This is a genomic window from Sphingobacterium anhuiense (genome assembly GCF_042686355.1).
GTDB classification, from domain to species: domain Bacteria; phylum Bacteroidota; class Bacteroidia; order Sphingobacteriales; family Sphingobacteriaceae; genus Sphingobacterium; species Sphingobacterium anhuiense.
In genome coordinates, this window is sequence record NZ_JBHUPE010000007.1 from 18344 (window position 1) to 37927 (window position 19584).

Here is a 19584-nt window from a genome sequence, read left to right on the forward strand (position 1 = left end):
TTATTGCAGTTCAAAGAAAAGAAAGCCGCAACAAAACGCGGCTTTCAAATATAGATTATTCTTTTATATCCCACCACACAGGGAATGACCAAATATCATCACTCAATGCATTTGGATGTGATGCTCTCAAATTTTCTGCATTATAATTTATTTCATGCGAAACCTGACGCACTCTTCTAAATTGCTTTCCTAAAGGAATTTTAATCTGCGCAGCGGCTGTCACAGTATATTCATACGGCACAGACCACCCTGGGTAAACCAAATTACTAAAATCATACCTTCTCATATCATTCCAGTTTTGTTGTGAAAATGACAAGGCTATTGATTTTTGAATCATGATTTTGGCTAAAGTAATATTGGCCGCGGTACCAATACCATTATTCAAGAAATTGTCAATTTTAGCATCTGTCATTGGAGACTTGCTCGGGTTTATATTACCGTAAGTATTTAACTTCATATTCATTAAATCAATATGCCCCTTGATTCCTGATTTGTATGCTTCAAATGCACCTCCTTTATCTCCTTTATTAAATAATACCTCCGCTTTGATAAAGCACATCTCAGGATACCCTAACAAATGCGTTGGCGCATCTGGTCGAGAATAAAATGTCCCAGAAGCAGCCACGGTACCATCTTTCCATCTAAATATATCCGAAACATCATTATTATATCCTTTTGAACTACTTTTAATTGAAACATAAACAGTATCTCCCCAGCGCGCATTATTAGCTGAATTTACATACCATGTATGTGGTGCAATTGTACGATTATTATTAATAATCGGCGTATTTCCGTCATTGTATGAAGATGTCAATGGCCCTGCATTCATACGAATTGTTGATTGCATATCCACCCCTTTGCTACGAATAAATTTCTTTGGAATACCGTATTCTGCCCAAGGAAGAAGTTTATCCGCTCTTGGATCCTCAACACCCTTTTGATCAAAATTAGTCAAGATATCTTCGTACCATTTCGTAACCAGTGTATTTGTATTCATCCCTGCATTATTAAATACAATAGAAGTTTTTACAGGATCTGCAAATAAAATATCGCCAAGATTATCGGTCGGATCATCAATATGAGACACCGTTGTTCCTTCACCAATCGACAAAGGAGCATTATCTAAAGCTAACAATATGTCATCCGGTTTATAAAGGCTTGATTTCTTAGATAGGTTATTCAGCCATCGCGCTTTTAAGCCATAACACATCTTCAACCATTTATTTACATCTCCACCATTCCAGCTATCGCCTTCTGATAGTGGAGTGGCTGTACTTGGCTGTTGCATTTTAAAATATTCAATCGCTTGATCGATATCTGCTAAACACCCCTCAAATATGGTTTTTCCTCCGTCAAACTTGGGCGTGATAACTTCACTTAATGCCTCAGTATATGGCATTTCACCGTACCAATCCGTCATTAGCATAAATCCCATTGCACGAATAGCTTTAGTAGCCCCCAAATAATGATAGGCACCTTCTGCAGTAGCTTTAGCTTCCATATCTTGAAAATTTGAACCAGCACCTACAAAAAAGAATTGATATGGTGTTGTTGACATTCCTGCAATTGGATTCCAGCCAGCAGTCATACTTTGTTGCGCCGCACTGCTTACAAAAGTCAATTGTTGTGTTATAAAATTTGCTCTTGTCCCAGCAGTCCCCTGAGCATATAAATAATAATGTTGAATCCAGGCCAATCGACTTTTAACTGAAGCAACAGTACTAGATGGTGTATTGGGGTCGACGTTAATATCCAACCATTTTTTACTACAAGATGATAGTGCTAAAACCAGTAGTAATGTTAATATTTTTCTATATTTATTCATGAGCTTTCAATCTTAAAATTTAAAGTTTAATCCAAACATAATTCCAGCTGTACTTGGCACACCATTATAATCAATACCTACGGAACTTGATCCTACTACTCCAGAACCCGCTGCGGAAGTTTCAGGATCCAAACCTTTATAATTGGTCAATAACCACAGGTTGGTTCCCGTCAGCGTTGCCGTTAAGCCCTTTACAACATTTGAAATACCTGCATTCTTAAGAACCCCATTTGAAAAGTTATATGACATAGAAATAGTTCTCAATCTTAACCAATTAGTTTTGGTCATGAAATTTGCACTTTCACGAGCGTAGTAATCACTCCAATAATCTCGAATTATACTTTTTCCGCTTGTCCTTACACCCTTAATATCATAAAATTCATCGGCTAAAAAAGTAAATGTTTTATCATTATAAATTGGCTCTAAATCTGTGCCTCCATTACGTACGGCACCACTCAAAATCAATTGATCCCGATCTTCTGATCGCTTACTCGTACCATTTAATGTCATTGCATAATCGGTTCCATTATAAACATCTCCTCCGATTCTAAAATCCAATAAGAATGATAAATTGAAATTTTTATATGTCAAACTATTATTAAAACCACCTGTCAATTTTGGTTCACGATTACCAATATTATATGTAGCCAGATTATCACTAACAGGCATACCCGTATTTGCATCTAAAACAACTTGACCATTAGATGTGCGTGTCCATCGAGATCCAGATATTCCCATAAAATTACCACCATTAAATGATGCTGCTTTTGCATTTCCCACCTGTACATCAGTTACATATAGAATATCAACTCCTGCCAATAAATTATCAACAGTTCCTTTATTTCTAGACATATTTAATGTTGTTTCCCAAATAAAATCCTTCTTAACAATCGGTTTACCTGTTAATGACAACTCCATCCCTTTATTATAAATATCTCCACCATTAACAGAGACAAAAATGTAACCCGTAGATTGACCTAGACGGGGAGAAAGAATCTGATTATAAGAATTATTTGTATAATAAGCGTAGTCGATACCCAATCGTCCGTTAAAGAATCGTAATTCAGCTCCTACCTCAAAAGAACCTGTTGTTTCTGGCTTTAAATATGGGTTTCCTTTTTGCCAATTATTCCCAACTCCAACAATATCTCCGAGATGGGATATTGGTCGCCACAAGTAAGTATTGGTTACGTATGGATTTGCATCTTTACCTACGCGTGCGTAAGAGGCACGTAACTTACCAAAGTTCAACCAGTCTAAACCCTTATCCTTTAACAACTCTGTAAAAACAAAACTTCCGCCGACTGATGGATAAAAATAGGATTGATTTGCAACCGGCAATGTTGACGTCCAATCGTTCCTTCCTGTTACATTTAAGTAAAGCATGTTTTTATAAGAAGCACGTAACTCGCCATACACACCGAATAAACGTTTCTTAGCATTTGTTACACGAAATTGTTTATTTGCCGCCTCAATATTTTCGAAACTATAAAAATCTTCAACTTGTAAACGATAACCCATTTTTTGGTTGTTATTCGTTTTTGTCTGTTCTGAAAAGAAACCTATTAGAGCGCCTAAGTCAAAATCACCTACTCTTTTATTGAAATCCGACATTAAATTTGACGACCAATAATTAAATTTATAATCGCTTTCAGACATCATCCCATCTTGCCACAATGGTTTAACAGCACCACCAGCGGCTAAAGTTGTTGAATTTTTGGTCAAATAACTATCTGTTCCTACACGGTAAGAAACATTCCACCAATCAAAAATTGGCATTGTCGCATTAATACTACCGGTAAATCGCTCAGTATTATCACCAAGTTTGTTTTTATTGATCGTCCAATAAGGATTTTCAACATCATCTTCTAATGGCTGTAAACCTGCAAATAACCGATACTTTGTCCCGTCATCATTGAGATATTTTTTCATATTCTCACTTCGAGACCAGCCATAGAGTGATTCCAATGCTCCTGAGCCTCCAGAACCCCACAACCCTGCAGAGGTCAATGTTTTATCGGTATTTGACAGTGAATAGGCAACATTTGCACCAACTGTTAACTTGCCAAATTTTTGATCACCATTAAATCGAAATGTTGTTTTATCAAAGCTTGTATTCGGGATAATACCCTTTTGATCAAATCGGGAACCCGACAAATAGAATGAACCATTTTTATTACCACCCGATAAATTCACTGAATTATCAAAGATTGTTGAGTTCTGGAAAAAGTCTTCAATATTATTATACATAATATCACTATCTCCAAATCTTTCTCCCCAGGATTTTGTTGTATTATTATCTAATAGTCCTTGCGTGTTATAGATACCTCTTTTGTATTTACTCTGTTGTTCTGGTAATCTATTCACCCAGTTAGTAGAAGCACGACTTGAAAAACCAATTTCAGTACTTCCATCTTTTCCTTTTTTTGTTGTGATAATAATTGCACCGGCCGCTGCTCTTGATCCATATAAAGCCGCGGCTGCAGGACCTTTCAAAACTGAAACATTCTCAATATCTTCCGGATTTACATCCATAACACGATTGCTATTCGAAGTTGAAGTTGCTTGAGCTCCATCAAAAGCACTATTACCACCAATCACCGTTGAGTTGTCATAAATAACACCATCCACGACAAATAACGGTTGATTATCACGTTCTAAAGAAGTACCTCCTCTTAAAATAATTTGTGCTCCTGCACCCGCAGCACCAGATGATTGTGTAACATTAACCCCAGCAATTTTACCCGCTAAGGAGTTAATTACATTTGCAGTTTTATTCTTCATCAGCTCGTCGGCCTTAATATCCTGAACAGCATAACCTAAAGCTTTTTTCTCCTTCTTTATCCCCATAGCAGTTACAACTACCTCGGTCAATGCTTCTTCACTGTTGGAAAGGGCAATATTGACGGTAGAGCTTGAGCCAACAGTCTGTTGCAATGGTTTGGAACCAATAGTGCTAAAAATAAGCACATCTCCAGGATCTGCTTTAATGGTAAAACTTCCATCTGGATTGGTCTGCGTACTTACTGCTTTGCCTTTGATGCTTACAGTCACATTCGACATGGATGTCCCATCAGATGCATTGGTCACTTTCCCCGAAATAGTTTTCGTTTGTGCCCACAAGCTGGTAGATAACATCACTCCCGAACAGAATAAGAGTAATTTTTTATTCATGATAATAATTTAGTTAGTAGCAATTGTTTATATCGGATGTTTCGATCCCGACAGGTTTATACGAATTACTCTACAATAGTATAAAAAGGTTCTAAGCTTTGCAAGATTATGCGTAATTATTTTCAAAAAATGCCATAAAACACACTTGAAAATCATTAAGTTACCATACAATCGATTGATAAACCTTAAAAACAAAAAAAACAATATGCAAAAGACCGCACCACTAAATTATTATCACCATCATCACAAATTTATTTTCACATCGTAATGTTGTTTGATATATTCCTGTTGTTCTTGAGAGTCAAATTCCAAATCGAGGGTAGCCCGCTCTCTTTCCTTTTCAATTTCTATTTTAATCACACTTTTATAAAACCGAAAGATCTCCTTTTCACTTTCCAATATAAGTCGCGGAACACGAACAGATTTTCCTTCAGCATTTTTTGCAATCATTGTAAAATATGATGAGTTGCAGTGTTTTGTCTCACCAGATTGAATATTCATCGATTCAACACGAATTCCAACTTCCATCGAACTATTTCCTACATAATTGACCGAAGCGATAAGTGTTACCAACTCCCCTACTTCAATAGGCTTTAGAAAGTCCACTTTTCCAACGGACGCTGTCACACAATAATTTCCGGAAAACTTGGAGGCAACTGCAAAAGCAATTTGATCCATCAATGACAAAATATAGCCGCCATGAATCTTTCCGCCAAAGTTGGCGTTAGAGGGTAACATCAACTGAGATATCCGTATAACAGATTCACCAGCTTTTTTATAAGTATCTTCCATATCTAAATATACTTCAGATAAATACGAACTCCAAATCGCTTGTTATCAAGCAATGTAATTAATACACCGAGACTATAATGTACGCTACCACATCAAAACACAAATTCCCAGAACAAAAAAAGGGATACCTTTTTAGATATCCCTTTTTATAGATTTATTTTAAATTACTTAATCCTTTCCGCCATATATGGACTCTCATTACTCAGACGATCCACTGCTTTTACTGCCACATATTGTAACTTTTTACCATTCTTACTTTTTGCAAGTTGCTTGGCAGTAACCGAAGGATCAAAAATCTCATATGACCACTCACCACCATAATTGCAGTAAAGTATCCAGTGATAAACTTGATCTACTTGTTTATGTTGCCACTTTGCAAAAACAAAATCTTTTTCTGCGGTCAACAACAAAGTTGGCTTCAGCATCGGATTTGCATTCAACCAAGGCGTTCTAGGTATCAATACTTTATTTTGGTAAGGACCTTCAAAAATTGCTCTTGTCATCGTAGGGTTTTTAATTAAGCCAGCTAAGCTCCAATGAACAATACCTTTACTATCTGGCACGATATTACGCATCGCTGCAATTTGGTTTACAATTTCAGTTGAATATTCTGCTGTACGTTTCCCCACGGTATTGATACCCGGCCAAAGGTGTCTATGCATTGTATTTTCGCTCTCCCACCATTTCAACAAAGTTGTAAAACTTTGTTTAGCCGGCTGTATAGGCCAATACAATTGTGGCGTATAATAATCTACCCAACCTTTATTCAGCCACAATTTTGCATCTGCATATAATTGATCATATTGACTAGACCCCTGAATACCGGCCGGATAACCTGGTTTCCAGATCCCAAAAGGACTAATACCAAATTTCACAAAATTCTTTTCAGCTTTTATTTCTTTATAGATCCGTTCAATGAATGTGTTTACACTATTTCTACGCCAATCTGCACGAGCCAATGTACCACCATTCTTTTTGTAATCATTCCAACTGTCATTATCCGGAAAATCCTGCCCTCCATTATATTCCGCATAAGGATAAAAATAATCATCAAAATGTACTCCGTCAATGTTATAACGTTTTACAATATCCATTACTACACGTGCAGCATGGTCTTGAGTAGATTGTTTTGACGGATCAAACCAATACCATCCCTGCTTCAAACGGACAACGGAATTGGGCATTTTTTTAGCCATAGATGCCTCTGTCAACTTACCGCCAGAAGTATGGTGAGCACGATAAGGATTTAACCAAACATGTAATTCAATCCCCCGCTTATGTGCCTCTTCAACCCAAAACTCCAAGGGATCATAATATGGAAAAGGAGCTTTTCCTTGTTCTCCTGTTAAAAAATATGACCAGGGCTCGAGATCACTCTTATACATCGCATCCGATGAGGGGCGAACCTGAAAAATTGCAGCATTGAAATTATTTGCTTTCAAAAATTCTAAAATTTGGATCGCTTCCTGTTTTTGTTCATCCGTAGATAAAAAGTTTTTACTTGGCCAATTTATATTCGCGACAGATGCGATCCATGCAGCACGAAATTCACGTTGCACTTCAGGAAGCTCCACGGCAATTTCTTTTGGTGCTTCAACCTTTTTCTCCTGTATATTAATGTTAACTTTTTCACGTTGCGGTTTATCCTTTTTATCAGGATGCTGTACAATTACTGCAGGTGTGGTTTTTACCTCTTCTGTTTTTCTATTCTTTTTGGAAGAGCATGAAAATAAGAATAAAGCAACTGAAAGTATTAATAAGTGATGTTTCATTAAAAAATGTTAAAGAATAATTTCAAAATAAGTTACAAATGTACGGATTATGATTTTGTATCAACAGCACTAGTGCGATATTAACTTTCCTTTAACCAGAACATCTTGAAGTTCAAAATCAGAAGTAAATATGATCACATTAGCTATACTTCCTATATTCAGATTTCCAATATCTGTACGCTTTAGCAATCTTGCTGGATAAGTAGTTCCCATCCGTATCGCCTCGTCCAATGGAACACCAATCTGTTGCACTATATTTCTAACCGATTCAAATAGAGAAATGGCTCCTCCCGAAATCGTTCCGTCGGGCAGTGAATAATAACCGTCATTCAACACATGTTGATAGATTCCTTGTGTACAAGCAGCAACTGCATCTGATATCAAAAACAATCGTTCGCCCATTTGTTTTTTAGCCACTTTAACTGCCTCGAAACTGACGTGATGTCCATCTGTAATTATACTCGAACATGCTGTTGGATGATTGAAAATAGCTCCTACCATACCAACCTCCCGATGATGTAAAGAAGACATCGCATTAAATAGGTGGGTACTTGTGGGAATCCCCAGATCAAAACCTTTAGTGCCTTCATTAAAGGTTGCATCACTATGTCCTGCACTTAATAAAAGTTCATACGATTTTAGGTACTCAAGAACATCATCATCCATACATTCTGGAGCAATGGTCATCATTTTCACAACAGTATTGTGCTCGCCAAGCAATTCCTTAATATTTTCTTTTGTTGCTTTTACAATTAGATCAGCCGGGTGAGCCCCTCTCTTCTTCACATTCAAAAATGGCCCTTCAAGGTGCAATCCCAATAATGCATCATGTTTAAAATTGTCAGCAACCTGAATTGCTTCTTGAAAAACTTCAAACGTATTTGTCGCTAAAGTCATCATATATGAAGTCGTTCCTTTTCGAACCAAACGATCAGAAATGCGCTGTAAAGATGCTGAAGTCAAATGCGCCGAAAATAAATCGTCACCGTCGCCATACAGCTGTAAATCAATGAGACCTGCACAAATATTAGCTCCATTAACAACAATCTGTTCAAAATCAGCTGGAACTTGATTAGGCTCTACTATTCCAGTAATCTCTCCGTTTTCAATAAGCAATGTTCTATCTTCAATAAGATTATAATCTGAAAAAATTCTTCCACCAACTAAAGCGAGTTTATTCATTATCTTTTATTTTTGATTGTTTAAAGATAATCATTGCGATTATCAATTTACTAGCGTAACTTAGTTCCATGTACTTTTTTAGAAAAAAAGACCCCAATCGCCCAACGAACGGCAATCTAAAAGCTATGCATATTATCAATGCTATAGCGATCATCGTTTTCATTCTGGCGCTGATTTACAAGTTTTTCTTTGCATCCTAAATACCATCATATGTCTCAAAAAATTATTTTAAATACCGAAAAAGCACCAGCCGCAATTGGTCCTTACAACCAAGCTATAAAAGCTGACAAAACATTATACGTTTCTGGACAAATTCCTTTAATTCCTGAAACTATGGAATTAATCACAACAGGAGTTGCAGATGAGGCACATCAAGTGTTAAAGAATGTTGATGCTATCTTAAAAAATGCAGGTTATGGATTTGAAGATGTTGTTAAAGCATCAATTTTCTTAAGCAGTATGGATGACTTTGCTACTGTAAATGAAGTGTATGCCCAATACTTCACGACCGTACAGCCTGCACGTGAATGTGTTGCTGTAAAGACTCTTCCTAAAAATGTAAACGTAGAAATCTCCGTGATTGCTTGGAAAGATTAATGACAAACGTACAACAAGATACTGAAGGCCGCGGAAAGTATTTCTTAGCGGCTTTTTTAGGCCCTTTAATCTGGGGGTTTATGGCAGTCCCTATACGCTTATTAAAAAATTGGTCAGCCGAGGATATTCTCCATTACCGCATCATATTAGCGGTTTCACTTCTTTGGCTGTTCAATATTCTTTTCAGAAAAGCGGACCTTAAAGCTGATTATAATCATTTTTGGCAGTTGTCCAGGGAGAAAAGAATTAAAATTATCTGTCTTACCGTTATTTCTGCTATATTTTTATTTGCAAACTGGTATACATATATCTACTGCATTAATAGCATCAGTGTGCAGGCCGGTGCTTTTGCTTACATCCTATGTCCATTAATCACTACTGCAGCAGGCTATTTAATTTTAAAAGAAAATCTAAATATAGCCCAAAAGCTATCATTGTTTGTTGCTAGTACTGGCGTGCTCATGTTGGCAACCGGATCACTTACAGAAGTACTATGGTCCCTAACCATAGGCGCACTCTATGCCTTTTATTTGGTATTACAGCGTATTATACAAGGGTTTGACAAGCTCAATATGTTGGCGATCCAACTTGCCATCTGTACATTATTTATTATCCCCCAAATGCTAATTGATCAAAGTCCAATACCTCAAGACAGCACATTTTGGACTGTTACTTTAACAATAGCACTATTGTTCACAATCATACCGCTCTTCTCGAGCATGTATGCATTAAAGAAAATATCTTCTTCCACATTGGGAATCATGTTGTACATTAATCCCATCATTGCATTCGCACTCGCTATTACTTACTTTCGGGAGCAGGTAGATCCTTACAAATTTTGGGCATATGGTCTTATTTTCATTGCCATTCTGATCTTCAATTCTGATAAAATAAAATTTCTCTTTAAAAGGAAAAAATACATGTAGCACAACCTTCGTTAGTTACGTTTACATGCTAATAAACTAATATTAACCATGTAACCTTAATGCAATGAAAATCTATCGATTTTTTACACTTTCTTTTTTAGTGCTCACGATAATATCGTCGTGTCAAAAAGATCATCCTTCTTATGAAGAACTTTATAAAAAAGCATCAGAAAAATATCAAGAAATGAACTTGCTGACACAGCGTATTTCGTGTGAAGAAATCAGCAAATCATATGTTGATACCTTATTATTAAATCCTAATGTTAAAGGTTACTTACCTGTTTCCCCTACAATAAAAAAACAATATGATCTTCTAAAAACCGAACATACAAAACTATTAACAGAAGCAATGAAAGCCGATGATCGACCATACCTAAACCTTGCATATCTACATATGCCTGTGCATTTCGGGATTATATGTCAGAATGGATTTGCAAAGGTAAAAACTGTCGAAGATTTCAATATCGAACAGACACGAGCGGCTTTAAACGAAAGAAGTGAAACACTGCAAAATTACTTTAAAGATAAACCATGCACAGCAGCAGGCGATTGGATAATTACTGGTATAAAAAAAGATTGCTCCCAGATATGGATTCCGACTATTGCTGATCAAACATATCGTAATGGATTTTATATAATTCTTACAGAATATAATACCTTATATTTTCATCTAACCCAATTAGATAAAGAACTACAAAATTGTACTCCGAATAGTGCCCCCGCCCCCAAATCCGTGCGATGTGAAAATAATAAACCGATTTTAGTCTTTTAGACTTTATACTTACTCGATATGAAATTTATAAAACTACTCAGCTATTTGTTTCTATTTCTGTTACTTTTTAGTGCTTGCAAAAAAGACGATTTTACCTCTGAACAATGGTCTGCTAAAGCTGAAGAAAAGAAAACCGAAATTGATAAACTTATTGCTTCAGAAAAATGTGGAGATCTGACAGACTGGAACATTGAGAAAGTCAACAACTTTTGGTGTGGGCATGTTTATTTTCCTGTGCATAAACGTTTCAAATCACAATTCAACAAACTATGGGAGGAATATTTAGCACTTAGATCCAACGAAGTCAATGCCGGTATCAAAGAAGGAATTATTTACGAACCCTGTGAGGAGTATATTTTGTTTAATAGTGAACCTACTCAACTTTCCTGCGAAAACGGAAAATCCAAATTACTATACATAAAAGATTTAAGCTTATCAGAAAGTAAAATACGTATTGCCCCTTTAAAAATAAAGATCGACAAATACCTGAATAATCTTATTTGTAGCGGAACCGAAAACTGGGGTACGACAATACGCTTAAAAGACTGTGGAGTTGAACATATAGCATATATTAGAACAGCAGAACGTCCGGAAATCATGAAAGATATTGCACTTTACAATTCCTTAAAAAAGAATATCATAGAACGTGAAAAGCCGAATTGTTCGACAGGAAAATATACATATCCCAAAGGAGTAAAATGCGTCAATAACAAACCCGTTGTTGAGCTCTCAGAATAATAAAACAAACAGCAGTATTTTTAAAATCGGCTAAGCTCTTAAAGTATTGGCCGATTTTTTTTGATCTCCCTCTCTACGTCTGAACATATATTTTTTGAGATTAAAACAAATTATGATACAAAACTTAATTTCCCTGTAAAAAACATTGAAATAAAACAACCTGATAAATAACCACTTATAGGAAACAAGTGTTAAAATGTATCACATATGTTATAAAACTCTTTTAAATTTTATAGAACAGTAGTACATTAGATTCCTAGAATAAGAATCCTTCTTATTTTTACCTTGTATTGATATTTATTCACATTTACGAAATTGCGTATCCTACCTATCTTCAATATGAGACATCTACTGACCAATGTGCTAAATTGAATTAGCCATTTACAATAAATCTATTCTTATGAAATGTGTAAAGACATAATTAGATCATAACACATATTACTGAATGAATAGTAAATTACAAACTACATTAAAGATACTGGGTATTGTTCCGACAATGCTTTTTTCAGCTTCTTTACTCCATGCCCAAAACAATCAAGTAAAGGGTACTATTGTGGACAGTCAATCTAAAGCCGCAATAGCTGGAGCAACCATTAAAGTTCTAGGTACTTCTAAAGCTAGTTCTACGGATGCTAATGGTGTTTTTCAAATTAACGTTGACGATAAGAATCGTATTTTGAGCATTAGTGTGATTGGTTACGAAACCAAAACTGTTACATTAGGGCCAAATGAAACCACTATCAACGTGAGTCTTGTACCGCAGACACAGCAATTAGAAAGTGTAGTCGTTACAGCACTAGGAATTAGCCGTTCTCAAAAATCCTTAACTTATTCGACCCAACAACTTAAAGGAGATGAACTGAATCGTGTAAAAAGCACCAATTTAGCCAACAATCTAAATGGTAAAGTTGCAGGTGTTAATATTGCATCAAGTTCGTCAGGACCAGGCGGTTCTGCTAAAGTTGTCCTCAGAGGTAATAAATCTGCATCAGGTAACAATCAGGTATTATATGTTGTTGATGGTGTTCCCATTAATAATCAGACATTAGGAACGCAGCCTGATAACGTATTTGGTGGCCAACGCGATCCCGGAGATCCAATTGCTATGATCAATCCAGAAGATGTGGAAAATATCTCTGTACTAAAAGGAGCATCTGCTGCGGCTTTATATGGTAGCCAAGCGGCAAACGGTGTTATTCTGATTACAACAAAGTCTGGAAAAGGAGGACGTACAACCGTCAATTTCTCTTCCAGTGCACAAATCGAACAAGCAACATCTTTACCCGAATTTCAAAATCAATATGGACAAGGATCGGGTGGAAAATCTAGTGCGACAAGTGTATCCAGTTGGGGAGAGAAAAGCGATCAAGCTAATTTTAATAATGTTGACAAGTTCTTAAGAACAGGTAGTAATTTTACAAATTCATTGACATTATCAGGCGGAAACGAGAAAAATCAAACTTATTTTTCTTACGCGAACACCTTAGCAAAAGGAATCACGCCAAATAATGACATGACCCGTCACAATTTCAATCTGAAAGAAAGTGCTAAATTCTTTGATGACAAATTAACGGTTGAAGGAAGTGCCAATTATATTACCCAAAAATTGGATAATGCACCGACATCTGGTTTTTATTATAATCCTTTAGTAGGGCTTTATTTATTGCCTCGTAGCATTGATATTTCACCTTACAAAGATTTTGAGAAATTTAATCCAAGCCGTAATCTTTATGATCAGAACTGGTTTACTTTATCCGACGATCCTACAACCCAACAAAACCCATGGTGGATCGTAAACAGAAACCAGAACAGTTCAAAAAGAAACCGTTTATTATTAAATGGAAGTGCCAAATATCAAATTGCACCATGGATTAATGTTCAAGCACGTGGAAGTGTAGATCGGACGAGTGAAGTTTGGGATCGAAAAATATATGCAGGTACTCAAAATATTTTAGCTAGACCAAATGGCGGCTATAATTACACGAATACAACCATCACACAACAATATGGTGATCTAATCGCTAACATGAACTTCAATGTGAACGATAAGCTTCAGATTACCGGTGTCGTGGGAACAAGTATTACAGACTGGAAGACTGAAGGAGTAGATTACACCAGCGGAACAGCAGGTCTGCAATATCCAAATCAGTTTATCATTCAGAATTCGACTACACCTACTCCGACAGGTTTATCAAATAACAGAAGACAACTGCAATCTGTTTTTGCCAGTGCTAATCTATCATACGATCAATGGTTATATCTTGATTTAACTGCTCGTAATGATTGGTCAAGTACACTTGCTTTCACAGAATCAAATTCATTCTTTTATCCATCAGTAGGTTTAGGTGTTGTTTTGAACGACAAATTGAATATGCCTGATTTTGTCAATATGGCCAAAATCAGAGGATCATATGCTATTGTTGGTAATGATTTACCTCCTTACACCACCTTATTAACCAATAATCTGAATGCTTATGGTGTTATCAACCTCAATGACATCGCTTTTCTGAAAGGTCTTAAACCAGAAAAAACCCATTCATTAGAGATTGGTACTGAATGGCGCATGTGGAACAACCGTTTAAACGTAGATGTAACCTACTATAAGACAAACACGAAGAATCAATTTTTCAAAATTGCAGCAAGTCAAGCATCATTGTATGATCAATATGCTATCAATGCTGGAGATATCCAAAATCAAGGGGTTGAAGCATTAGTTTCATTAGATGCCATTAAGAACGACAATTTTACCTGGACAACAAGTTTAAACTTCACCTATAATAAAAACAAGATTATCAAATTAGATGATCGCATTAAAGAATTTGCATTAACTGGAGATGGTCGTAACAATTACGCTTCCAAATTTGAAGTAGGGGGTTCTTTTGGTGACATTTATGGTCAAGATTTTGCACGTGATGATCAAGGCCGTATCCTAGTCTCGGCAGATGGTACCCCTCAAAAAAATTCTAACTATACTAAATTAGGAAACTCAAATCCTATTTGGCAGATGGGATTGAACAATAGCTTTAGTTACAAAAACTTCAACTTAAGTTTCTTGATCGACGGCAAGTTTGATTACGAAGTGATGTCCATAACACAGGCGCTTCTTGACGGTTATGGTGTTTCAAAAGCAAGTGGAGATGCCCGTGCTAATGGAGGTGTAACAATTAATGGCGTTACAGCTGCTGGTGCTGAAGTAACAAATGTTGCAGCAGAGAAATGGTATACAACCGTTGGTGGTATGGGACCTGTAAGCAGTCAATATATTTATGACGGAACAGTTGTTCGACTACGCGAATTAGTGCTAGGCTATGACTTTAATCTTAATGATAGTTTCTTTAAAAAGCTACGCGTTTCGGCAGTCGGAAGAAATCTATTCTACTTTACTAAGAAAGCACCTTTTGATCCTGAAGTGACCATGTCTACCGGCAATACATTAAGTGGAGTCGATATCTTCATGATGCCTCCAACTCGTAATTATGGTCTTACTTTGAATGCAACTTTTTAATAAAACAACGATGAAATACAATTTCAAAAATATAACTAAGTTGATGTTAGCTTTTGTGGTACTTGGAAGTGCCATGAGCAGCTGTACAAAAGACTTCGAAGAATACAACAAAAACAACAACGGCTTGACAGATGAAGATTTAGCTGCCGATGGAAAAGATTTGGTACTATTCTTCAAAACAGCACAGATGGCCATTTACAATTTTTCCGGAGGTGGTGATCCAAATTCATATCAACTTCAACAAAATCTGAATGCCGACGTATTCTCTGGTTATTTCATGTCCCCTACACCTTTCAATAGCGGTCAAAATAACCTGAATTACGCTATGGTAAATGGCTGGAATGGTGAACCCTTTAAAGTGCTTTACCTTGATGTGATCAAATCTATTGATAAACTACAAAAAAATGGATTGGATAAAAACTATCCAGCACTTGGCGGAGCCGCAAAAGTAATTAAGGTAGCAGCTGCTAATCGCGTAACTGATATTTACGGACCTATTCCATATAGCAAAGTAGGCACATCTGGAGATATTCCTTATGATAAGCAAGCTGATCTTTACACTGCTTTTTTCAAAGAATTAGATGAAGCGACTGAGGCTTTAAAGTCATTTAATGCCCAAAGTCCAATGACCGACAAAATTGAAGAGATCGATTTAGTTTATCCGAATTTGGATAACCAAACACGTTTTAAGAACTGGTTAAAATTAGCTAACTCACTTCGCTTGCGTCTTGCTGTGCGTATTGTAAAAGTTGACCCTCAACTAGCAAAAGTACAAGCAGAGAAAGCGTTAGATCCAGCAAATGGTGGCGTTATTGAAGCGAATAGTGAAAACTTCAAAGTGAAGGTTCCTACAGACGGTACATTCAGCAATCCCCTTTGGTTTATTTCAAAGAATTGGGCAGATACCCGAATGAATGCTTCTTTACAGTCATACATGACAGGTTACGGCGATCCACGTATTTCCAAATATATGGAGCCAGTACCAGTTGACAAACAGACAACCGGCTTCGCGGGCAAATACATTGGTATCCGTACAGGTGCAGCAGGTATTGAAAAAGACAAATACCAGATGTTGTCAGCGCTTAATACAGGAGGAAGTACACCTTCATTCACGGCAACCACTGCCCCAATTTTAATGACGGCTGCTGAAGTCTATTTTTTACGTGCTGAAGGCGCATTGAGAGGTTGGGCAAATGTTGGTGGAACAGCAAAATCACTTTATGAAAAAGGTGTTGAAACCTCTTTTGCACAATGGGGCGTAAGCGGTTTATCGGCATATTTACAAGACAACACGAGTAAAGCTGCTGCTTACGTTGATCCATTCAATGCAAGCAATAATGCAGATGCACCAACTACCTTAACTATTCAATGGAATGATGCTGCCTCTAATGAAGAAAAATTGGAACGTATTATTACACAAAAATGGTTAGCGATCTTCCCGGAAGGACAAGAAGCCTGGAGTGAGTTCCGTAGAACCGGATATCCAAAATTATTCCCTGTTGCGGTTAATAATAGCGCGGGTCTTATTGACACTAAGATTCAGATCCGCCGTTTACCATTTCCGCAAAATGAGTACAACACGAATGCAGCTGAGGTACAGAATGCCATTTCATTACTTGGTGGTGCTGATAACGGTGGTACACGTCTATGGTGGGATGTAAATAAAGGAAATTTTTAGTCAAGATCTTATCTCATTTAAAAGGCTGTCTTTTGCAGTGCCCCCAAAAAGTTAGACACTTTCTGGGGGCATTTTTATGAATAAGAAAAACAAGCACAGTTTTGAATTTAAGTTGAGCTGTGTTAGACAAATGGATGAGCATTATCGTTCTGCAAAGTCTTTGGGAGAAGAATTCGGGATTACGTATTCTTTGTTTGAGACCTGGTACAAAATATATAAGTATCAGGGGGAATCGGGGCTACTTCCCAGGAAAGGGGAAAGACACTTTAGTGCTTCTTTTAAGCTTTCTGTCCTTACCGCAATCCGAGAAGAATTGTCCAATATTTTGGGGGCACTGCATAAAGGGCAGCCTTTTTTATTATTATTGGGAAAAATATCTGATACCACATCACCGTACTAAATACTCCTTTTTAATTAGCAGGTACGACAACTTTAGCAATCATCTATACTATTTTGCTAAATTTTTAAGTAAAATCCTTAAATTAGCAAAGTAGAAGAATGGCTGATTTATCTTTAATAACCCCAATAGAATATCTGAAAGGCGTAGGCCCTCAGAAAGCTGATGTAATTAAAAAAGAATTACAGATTTTCACCATTGGTGACCTGCTCAGCTATTACCCTTTTCGCTATATTGACCGTACCGTATTTCATAAAATAAGACAACTCGATGCCGATATGTATTCGGCCCAAGTATTAGGGAGACTTATTGGGCTTAAAGAAGTTGGTGAAAAAAGAGCAAAACGTTTGGTTGGCCAATTCAAAGATGAAACAGGGAGCATCGAACTGGTGTGGTTCCAATCGATCACCTGGTTACAAAAATCATTAAAAGTAGGTTCCGCTTATGTGCTCTATGGGAAACCATCTGTATTTAACGGACAGATATCGATCACACATCCCGAAATGGAACCTTATCAAGCTCAAGTAAAAAACTTGGGTAATATGACTTTGCAACCTGTCTACTCCTCCACTGAGAAACTGAAGAAATTCAACTTGGACAGTAAAGGGATTCAAAAATTACAGCAGACGGCTTTAGAAACCGTATTTCGTCAACTCACTGAACAGCTACCAGCTTATTTATTGGCCAAGCATCAATTGATGGACCAAGCCAGAGCCACTGTTGCTATTCATTTTCCACAGAGCCAAGAGGAACTGACACAGGCTATCAAACGTATCAAATTTGAAGAATTATTTTATATTCAGCTCAAATTACTAAAAAATAAACAGCTCAATACTAAAAAATTCAGGGGACAGATTTTCTCTAAAGTCGGGGACAAATTCAATACCTTTTTCAAAGAACGAATTCCTTTTCCGTTGACCAATGCACAGAAACGTGTCGTCAAAGAGATCAGACAGGATACTGTTACCGGCGCACAAATGAATCGTTTGGTGCAGGGCGATGTGGGATCCGGGAAAACAGTGGTTGCACTTTTAACTATGCTTTTGGCCATAGACAACGGCTTTCAAGCTTGCATGATGGCTCCAACAGAAATATTAGCAACCCAACATTATACGGGGCTAAAAGAGTTACTGGGAGAGGATATCTGCAATATTAAATTGTTAACAGGCTCTACGAGTACTAAGCAACGCCGTATCATACATGAAGAATTGGAAAATGGTTCGTTGGATATCCTGATAGGAACCCATGCCTTAATTGAAGACAAAGTCAAATTTAAGAATTTAGGTTTTGTTGTTATTGACGAACAACACCGGTTTGGAGTTGAACAGCGCGCTAAACTTTGGCGTAAAAATAGCATTCCACCACATATGCTCGTGATGACCGCTACCCCTATTCCGCGTACTTTGGCAATGACTATGTATGGCGATTTGGACATTTCGGTTATCGACGAACTCCCTGCGGGAAGAAAACCGATTAAGACAGTTCATTTTTTCGAGAGCTCCAGATTGCGCATGTTTGGTCTTATCCGTGAAGAAATAGCTAAGGGGAGACAGGTGTATGTTGTATTTCCACTGATCAAGGAAAGTGAGAAACTAGACTTATTATACCTAGAAGCAGGTCTAGAAAATATCCAACGTGAATTTCCGCTTCCTGAATTTAAGATCAGTATTGTCCATGGCAAGATGCCTGTCAAAGATAAGGATTTTGAGATGCAACGTTTTGTGAAACATGAAACCCAGATTATGGTTGCAACAACCGTAATTGAAGTCGGTGTTAATGTTCCCAATGCTTCTGTCATGATTATTGAAAACTCGGAACGATTTGGTTTATCACAGCTCCATCAGTTGAGAGGACGGGTTGGCCGTGGTGCAGAGCAATCGTTCTGTATCTTAATGTCAAGTAATAAATTAAGCAAGGAAGGGAAGTTGCGATTGAATACAATGGTACGAACAAATGATGGATTCGAAATCGCAGAAGTTGATTTAGAACTTCGTGGTCCGGGCGATATTTCAGGTACGCAGCAATCTGGTGTACTGGAATTAAAACTGGCCAACCTTGCAACAGACCAACAGCTTCTGTCAGAAGCCCGTAATTCTGTTATTGATATCTTCAAGGAAGATCCAGAAATGACAGAAGAACGTCATGCATCACTCAGACAATACCTCGCTAGAAAAACGGACGGTATTGCATGGGATAAGATCTCATAAAGTACTTATCTCCCTCCTA

General features: G+C 37.1%; 14 protein-coding genes. 9 read left to right on the forward strand and 5 right to left on the reverse strand.

Features of this window, described 5'->3' with window-relative positions; translation table 11 throughout:
- Positions 1-55: 55 nt before the first annotated feature.
- The 5 genes from ACFS6I_RS16895 to nagA form a co-directional block, all read right to left on the reverse strand.
- The gene (locus ACFS6I_RS16895; RefSeq protein ID WP_315401563.1) at positions 56-1825 is read right to left on the reverse strand and encodes a SusD/RagB family nutrient-binding outer membrane lipoprotein; all 1770 of its coding nucleotides are present in this window, start codon (positions 1823-1825) and stop codon (positions 56-58) included.
- A 12-nt stretch (positions 1826-1837) separates the two neighbouring features.
- On the reverse strand, positions 1838-4999 hold the full coding sequence (locus tag ACFS6I_RS16900; protein ID WP_380922327.1) for a SusC/RagA family TonB-linked outer membrane protein: 3162 nt from the start codon (positions 4997-4999) through the stop codon (positions 1838-1840).
- A 243-nt stretch (positions 5000-5242) separates the two neighbouring features.
- Positions 5243-5791 carry an acyl-CoA thioesterase gene (locus tag ACFS6I_RS16905; protein ID WP_132840933.1) on the reverse strand — a complete coding sequence of 183 codons (549 nt, stop codon included), beginning with the start codon at positions 5789-5791 and terminating at the stop codon, positions 5243-5245.
- Between the two features lie 164 nt (positions 5792-5955).
- Positions 5956-7563, reverse strand: coding sequence for a glycoside hydrolase family 10 protein (locus tag ACFS6I_RS16910; protein ID WP_380922330.1), 1608 nt, complete (start codon positions 7561-7563; stop codon positions 5956-5958).
- A 69-nt stretch (positions 7564-7632) separates the two neighbouring features.
- The gene (gene nagA / locus ACFS6I_RS16915; RefSeq protein WP_380922332.1) at positions 7633-8745 is read right to left on the reverse strand and encodes an N-acetylglucosamine-6-phosphate deacetylase; all 1113 of its coding nucleotides are present in this window, start codon (positions 8743-8745) and stop codon (positions 7633-7635) included.
- Between the two features lie 68 nt (positions 8746-8813).
- Between nagA and ACFS6I_RS16920 the strand changes: the two genes are divergently transcribed.
- From ACFS6I_RS16920 to recG, 9 genes are all read left to right on the forward strand, one after another.
- A complete protein-coding gene (locus ACFS6I_RS16920) occupies positions 8814-8945 on the forward strand; it encodes a DUF6728 family protein (RefSeq protein WP_310437834.1) in 132 nt (43 codons plus the stop codon).
- 10 nt (positions 8946-8955) lie between these two features.
- The gene (locus ACFS6I_RS16925; protein WP_132840927.1) at positions 8956-9342 is read left to right on the forward strand and encodes a RidA family protein; all 387 of its coding nucleotides are present in this window, start codon (positions 8956-8958) and stop codon (positions 9340-9342) included.
- Positions 9342-10268: an EamA family transporter gene (locus ACFS6I_RS16930; protein WP_380922335.1), complete on the forward strand. Its 927-nt coding sequence runs from the start codon at positions 9342-9344 to the stop codon at positions 10266-10268. Before ACFS6I_RS16925 ends, ACFS6I_RS16930 begins: the two co-directional genes overlap by 1 nt.
- Before the next feature lie 64 nt (positions 10269-10332).
- The gene (locus tag ACFS6I_RS16935; RefSeq protein WP_380922337.1) at positions 10333-11040 is read left to right on the forward strand and encodes a hypothetical protein; all 708 of its coding nucleotides are present in this window, start codon (positions 10333-10335) and stop codon (positions 11038-11040) included.
- An 18-nt stretch (positions 11041-11058) separates the two neighbouring features.
- A complete protein-coding gene (locus tag ACFS6I_RS16940) occupies positions 11059-11778 on the forward strand; it encodes a hypothetical protein (RefSeq protein ID WP_380922339.1) in 720 nt (239 codons plus the stop codon).
- 445 nt (positions 11779-12223) lie between these two features.
- Positions 12224-15283: a SusC/RagA family TonB-linked outer membrane protein gene (locus ACFS6I_RS16945; RefSeq protein WP_380922341.1), complete on the forward strand. Its 3060-nt coding sequence runs from the start codon at positions 12224-12226 to the stop codon at positions 15281-15283.
- A gap of 10 nt (positions 15284-15293) precedes the next feature.
- Entirely contained in the window at positions 15294-16961 is a 1668-nt protein-coding gene (locus ACFS6I_RS16950) for a RagB/SusD family nutrient uptake outer membrane protein (RefSeq protein ID WP_380922343.1), read from the forward strand.
- Positions 16962-17037: 76 nt separating this feature from the next.
- Positions 17038-17361, forward strand: coding sequence for a helix-turn-helix domain-containing protein (locus tag ACFS6I_RS16955; protein WP_380922345.1), 324 nt, complete (start codon positions 17038-17040; stop codon positions 17359-17361).
- 98 nt (positions 17362-17459) lie between these two features.
- A complete protein-coding gene (gene recG, locus ACFS6I_RS16960; protein WP_380922347.1) occupies positions 17460-19565 on the forward strand; it encodes an ATP-dependent DNA helicase RecG in 2106 nt (701 codons plus the stop codon).
- Positions 19566-19584: the final 19 nt, after the last annotated feature.

What these genes read in the sequence shown, in the direction of transcription:
- ACFS6I_RS16895 (WP_315401563.1), bottom strand. Translation starts at nt 1,825, where the DNA reads ATGAATAAATATAGAAAAATATTAACATTACTACTGGTTTTAGCACTA.
- ACFS6I_RS16900 (WP_380922327.1), bottom strand. Translation starts at nt 4,999, where the DNA reads ATGAATAAAAAATTACTCTTATTCTGTTCGGGAGTGATGTTATCTACC.
- ACFS6I_RS16905 (WP_132840933.1), bottom strand. Translation starts at nt 5,791, where the DNA reads ATGGAAGATACTTATAAAAAAGCTGGTGAATCTGTTATACGGATATCT.
- ACFS6I_RS16910 (WP_380922330.1), bottom strand. Translation starts at nt 7,563, where the DNA reads ATGAAACATCACTTATTAATACTTTCAGTTGCTTTATTCTTATTTTCA.
- nagA (WP_380922332.1), bottom strand. Translation starts at nt 8,745, where the DNA reads ATGAATAAACTCGCTTTAGTTGGTGGAAGAATTTTTTCAGATTATAAT.
- ACFS6I_RS16920 (WP_310437834.1), top strand. Translation starts at nt 8,814, where the DNA reads ATGTACTTTTTTAGAAAAAAAGACCCCAATCGCCCAACGAACGGCAAT.
- ACFS6I_RS16925 (WP_132840927.1), top strand. Translation starts at nt 8,956, where the DNA reads ATGTCTCAAAAAATTATTTTAAATACCGAAAAAGCACCAGCCGCAATT.
- ACFS6I_RS16930 (WP_380922335.1), top strand. Translation starts at nt 9,342, where the DNA reads ATGACAAACGTACAACAAGATACTGAAGGCCGCGGAAAGTATTTCTTA.
- ACFS6I_RS16935 (WP_380922337.1), top strand. Translation starts at nt 10,333, where the DNA reads ATGAAAATCTATCGATTTTTTACACTTTCTTTTTTAGTGCTCACGATA.
- ACFS6I_RS16940 (WP_380922339.1), top strand. Translation starts at nt 11,059, where the DNA reads ATGAAATTTATAAAACTACTCAGCTATTTGTTTCTATTTCTGTTACTT.
- ACFS6I_RS16945 (WP_380922341.1), top strand. Translation starts at nt 12,224, where the DNA reads ATGAATAGTAAATTACAAACTACATTAAAGATACTGGGTATTGTTCCG.
- ACFS6I_RS16950 (WP_380922343.1), top strand. Translation starts at nt 15,294, where the DNA reads ATGAAATACAATTTCAAAAATATAACTAAGTTGATGTTAGCTTTTGTG.
- ACFS6I_RS16955 (WP_380922345.1), top strand. Translation starts at nt 17,038, where the DNA reads ATGAATAAGAAAAACAAGCACAGTTTTGAATTTAAGTTGAGCTGTGTT.
- recG (WP_380922347.1), top strand. Translation starts at nt 17,460, where the DNA reads ATGGCTGATTTATCTTTAATAACCCCAATAGAATATCTGAAAGGCGTA.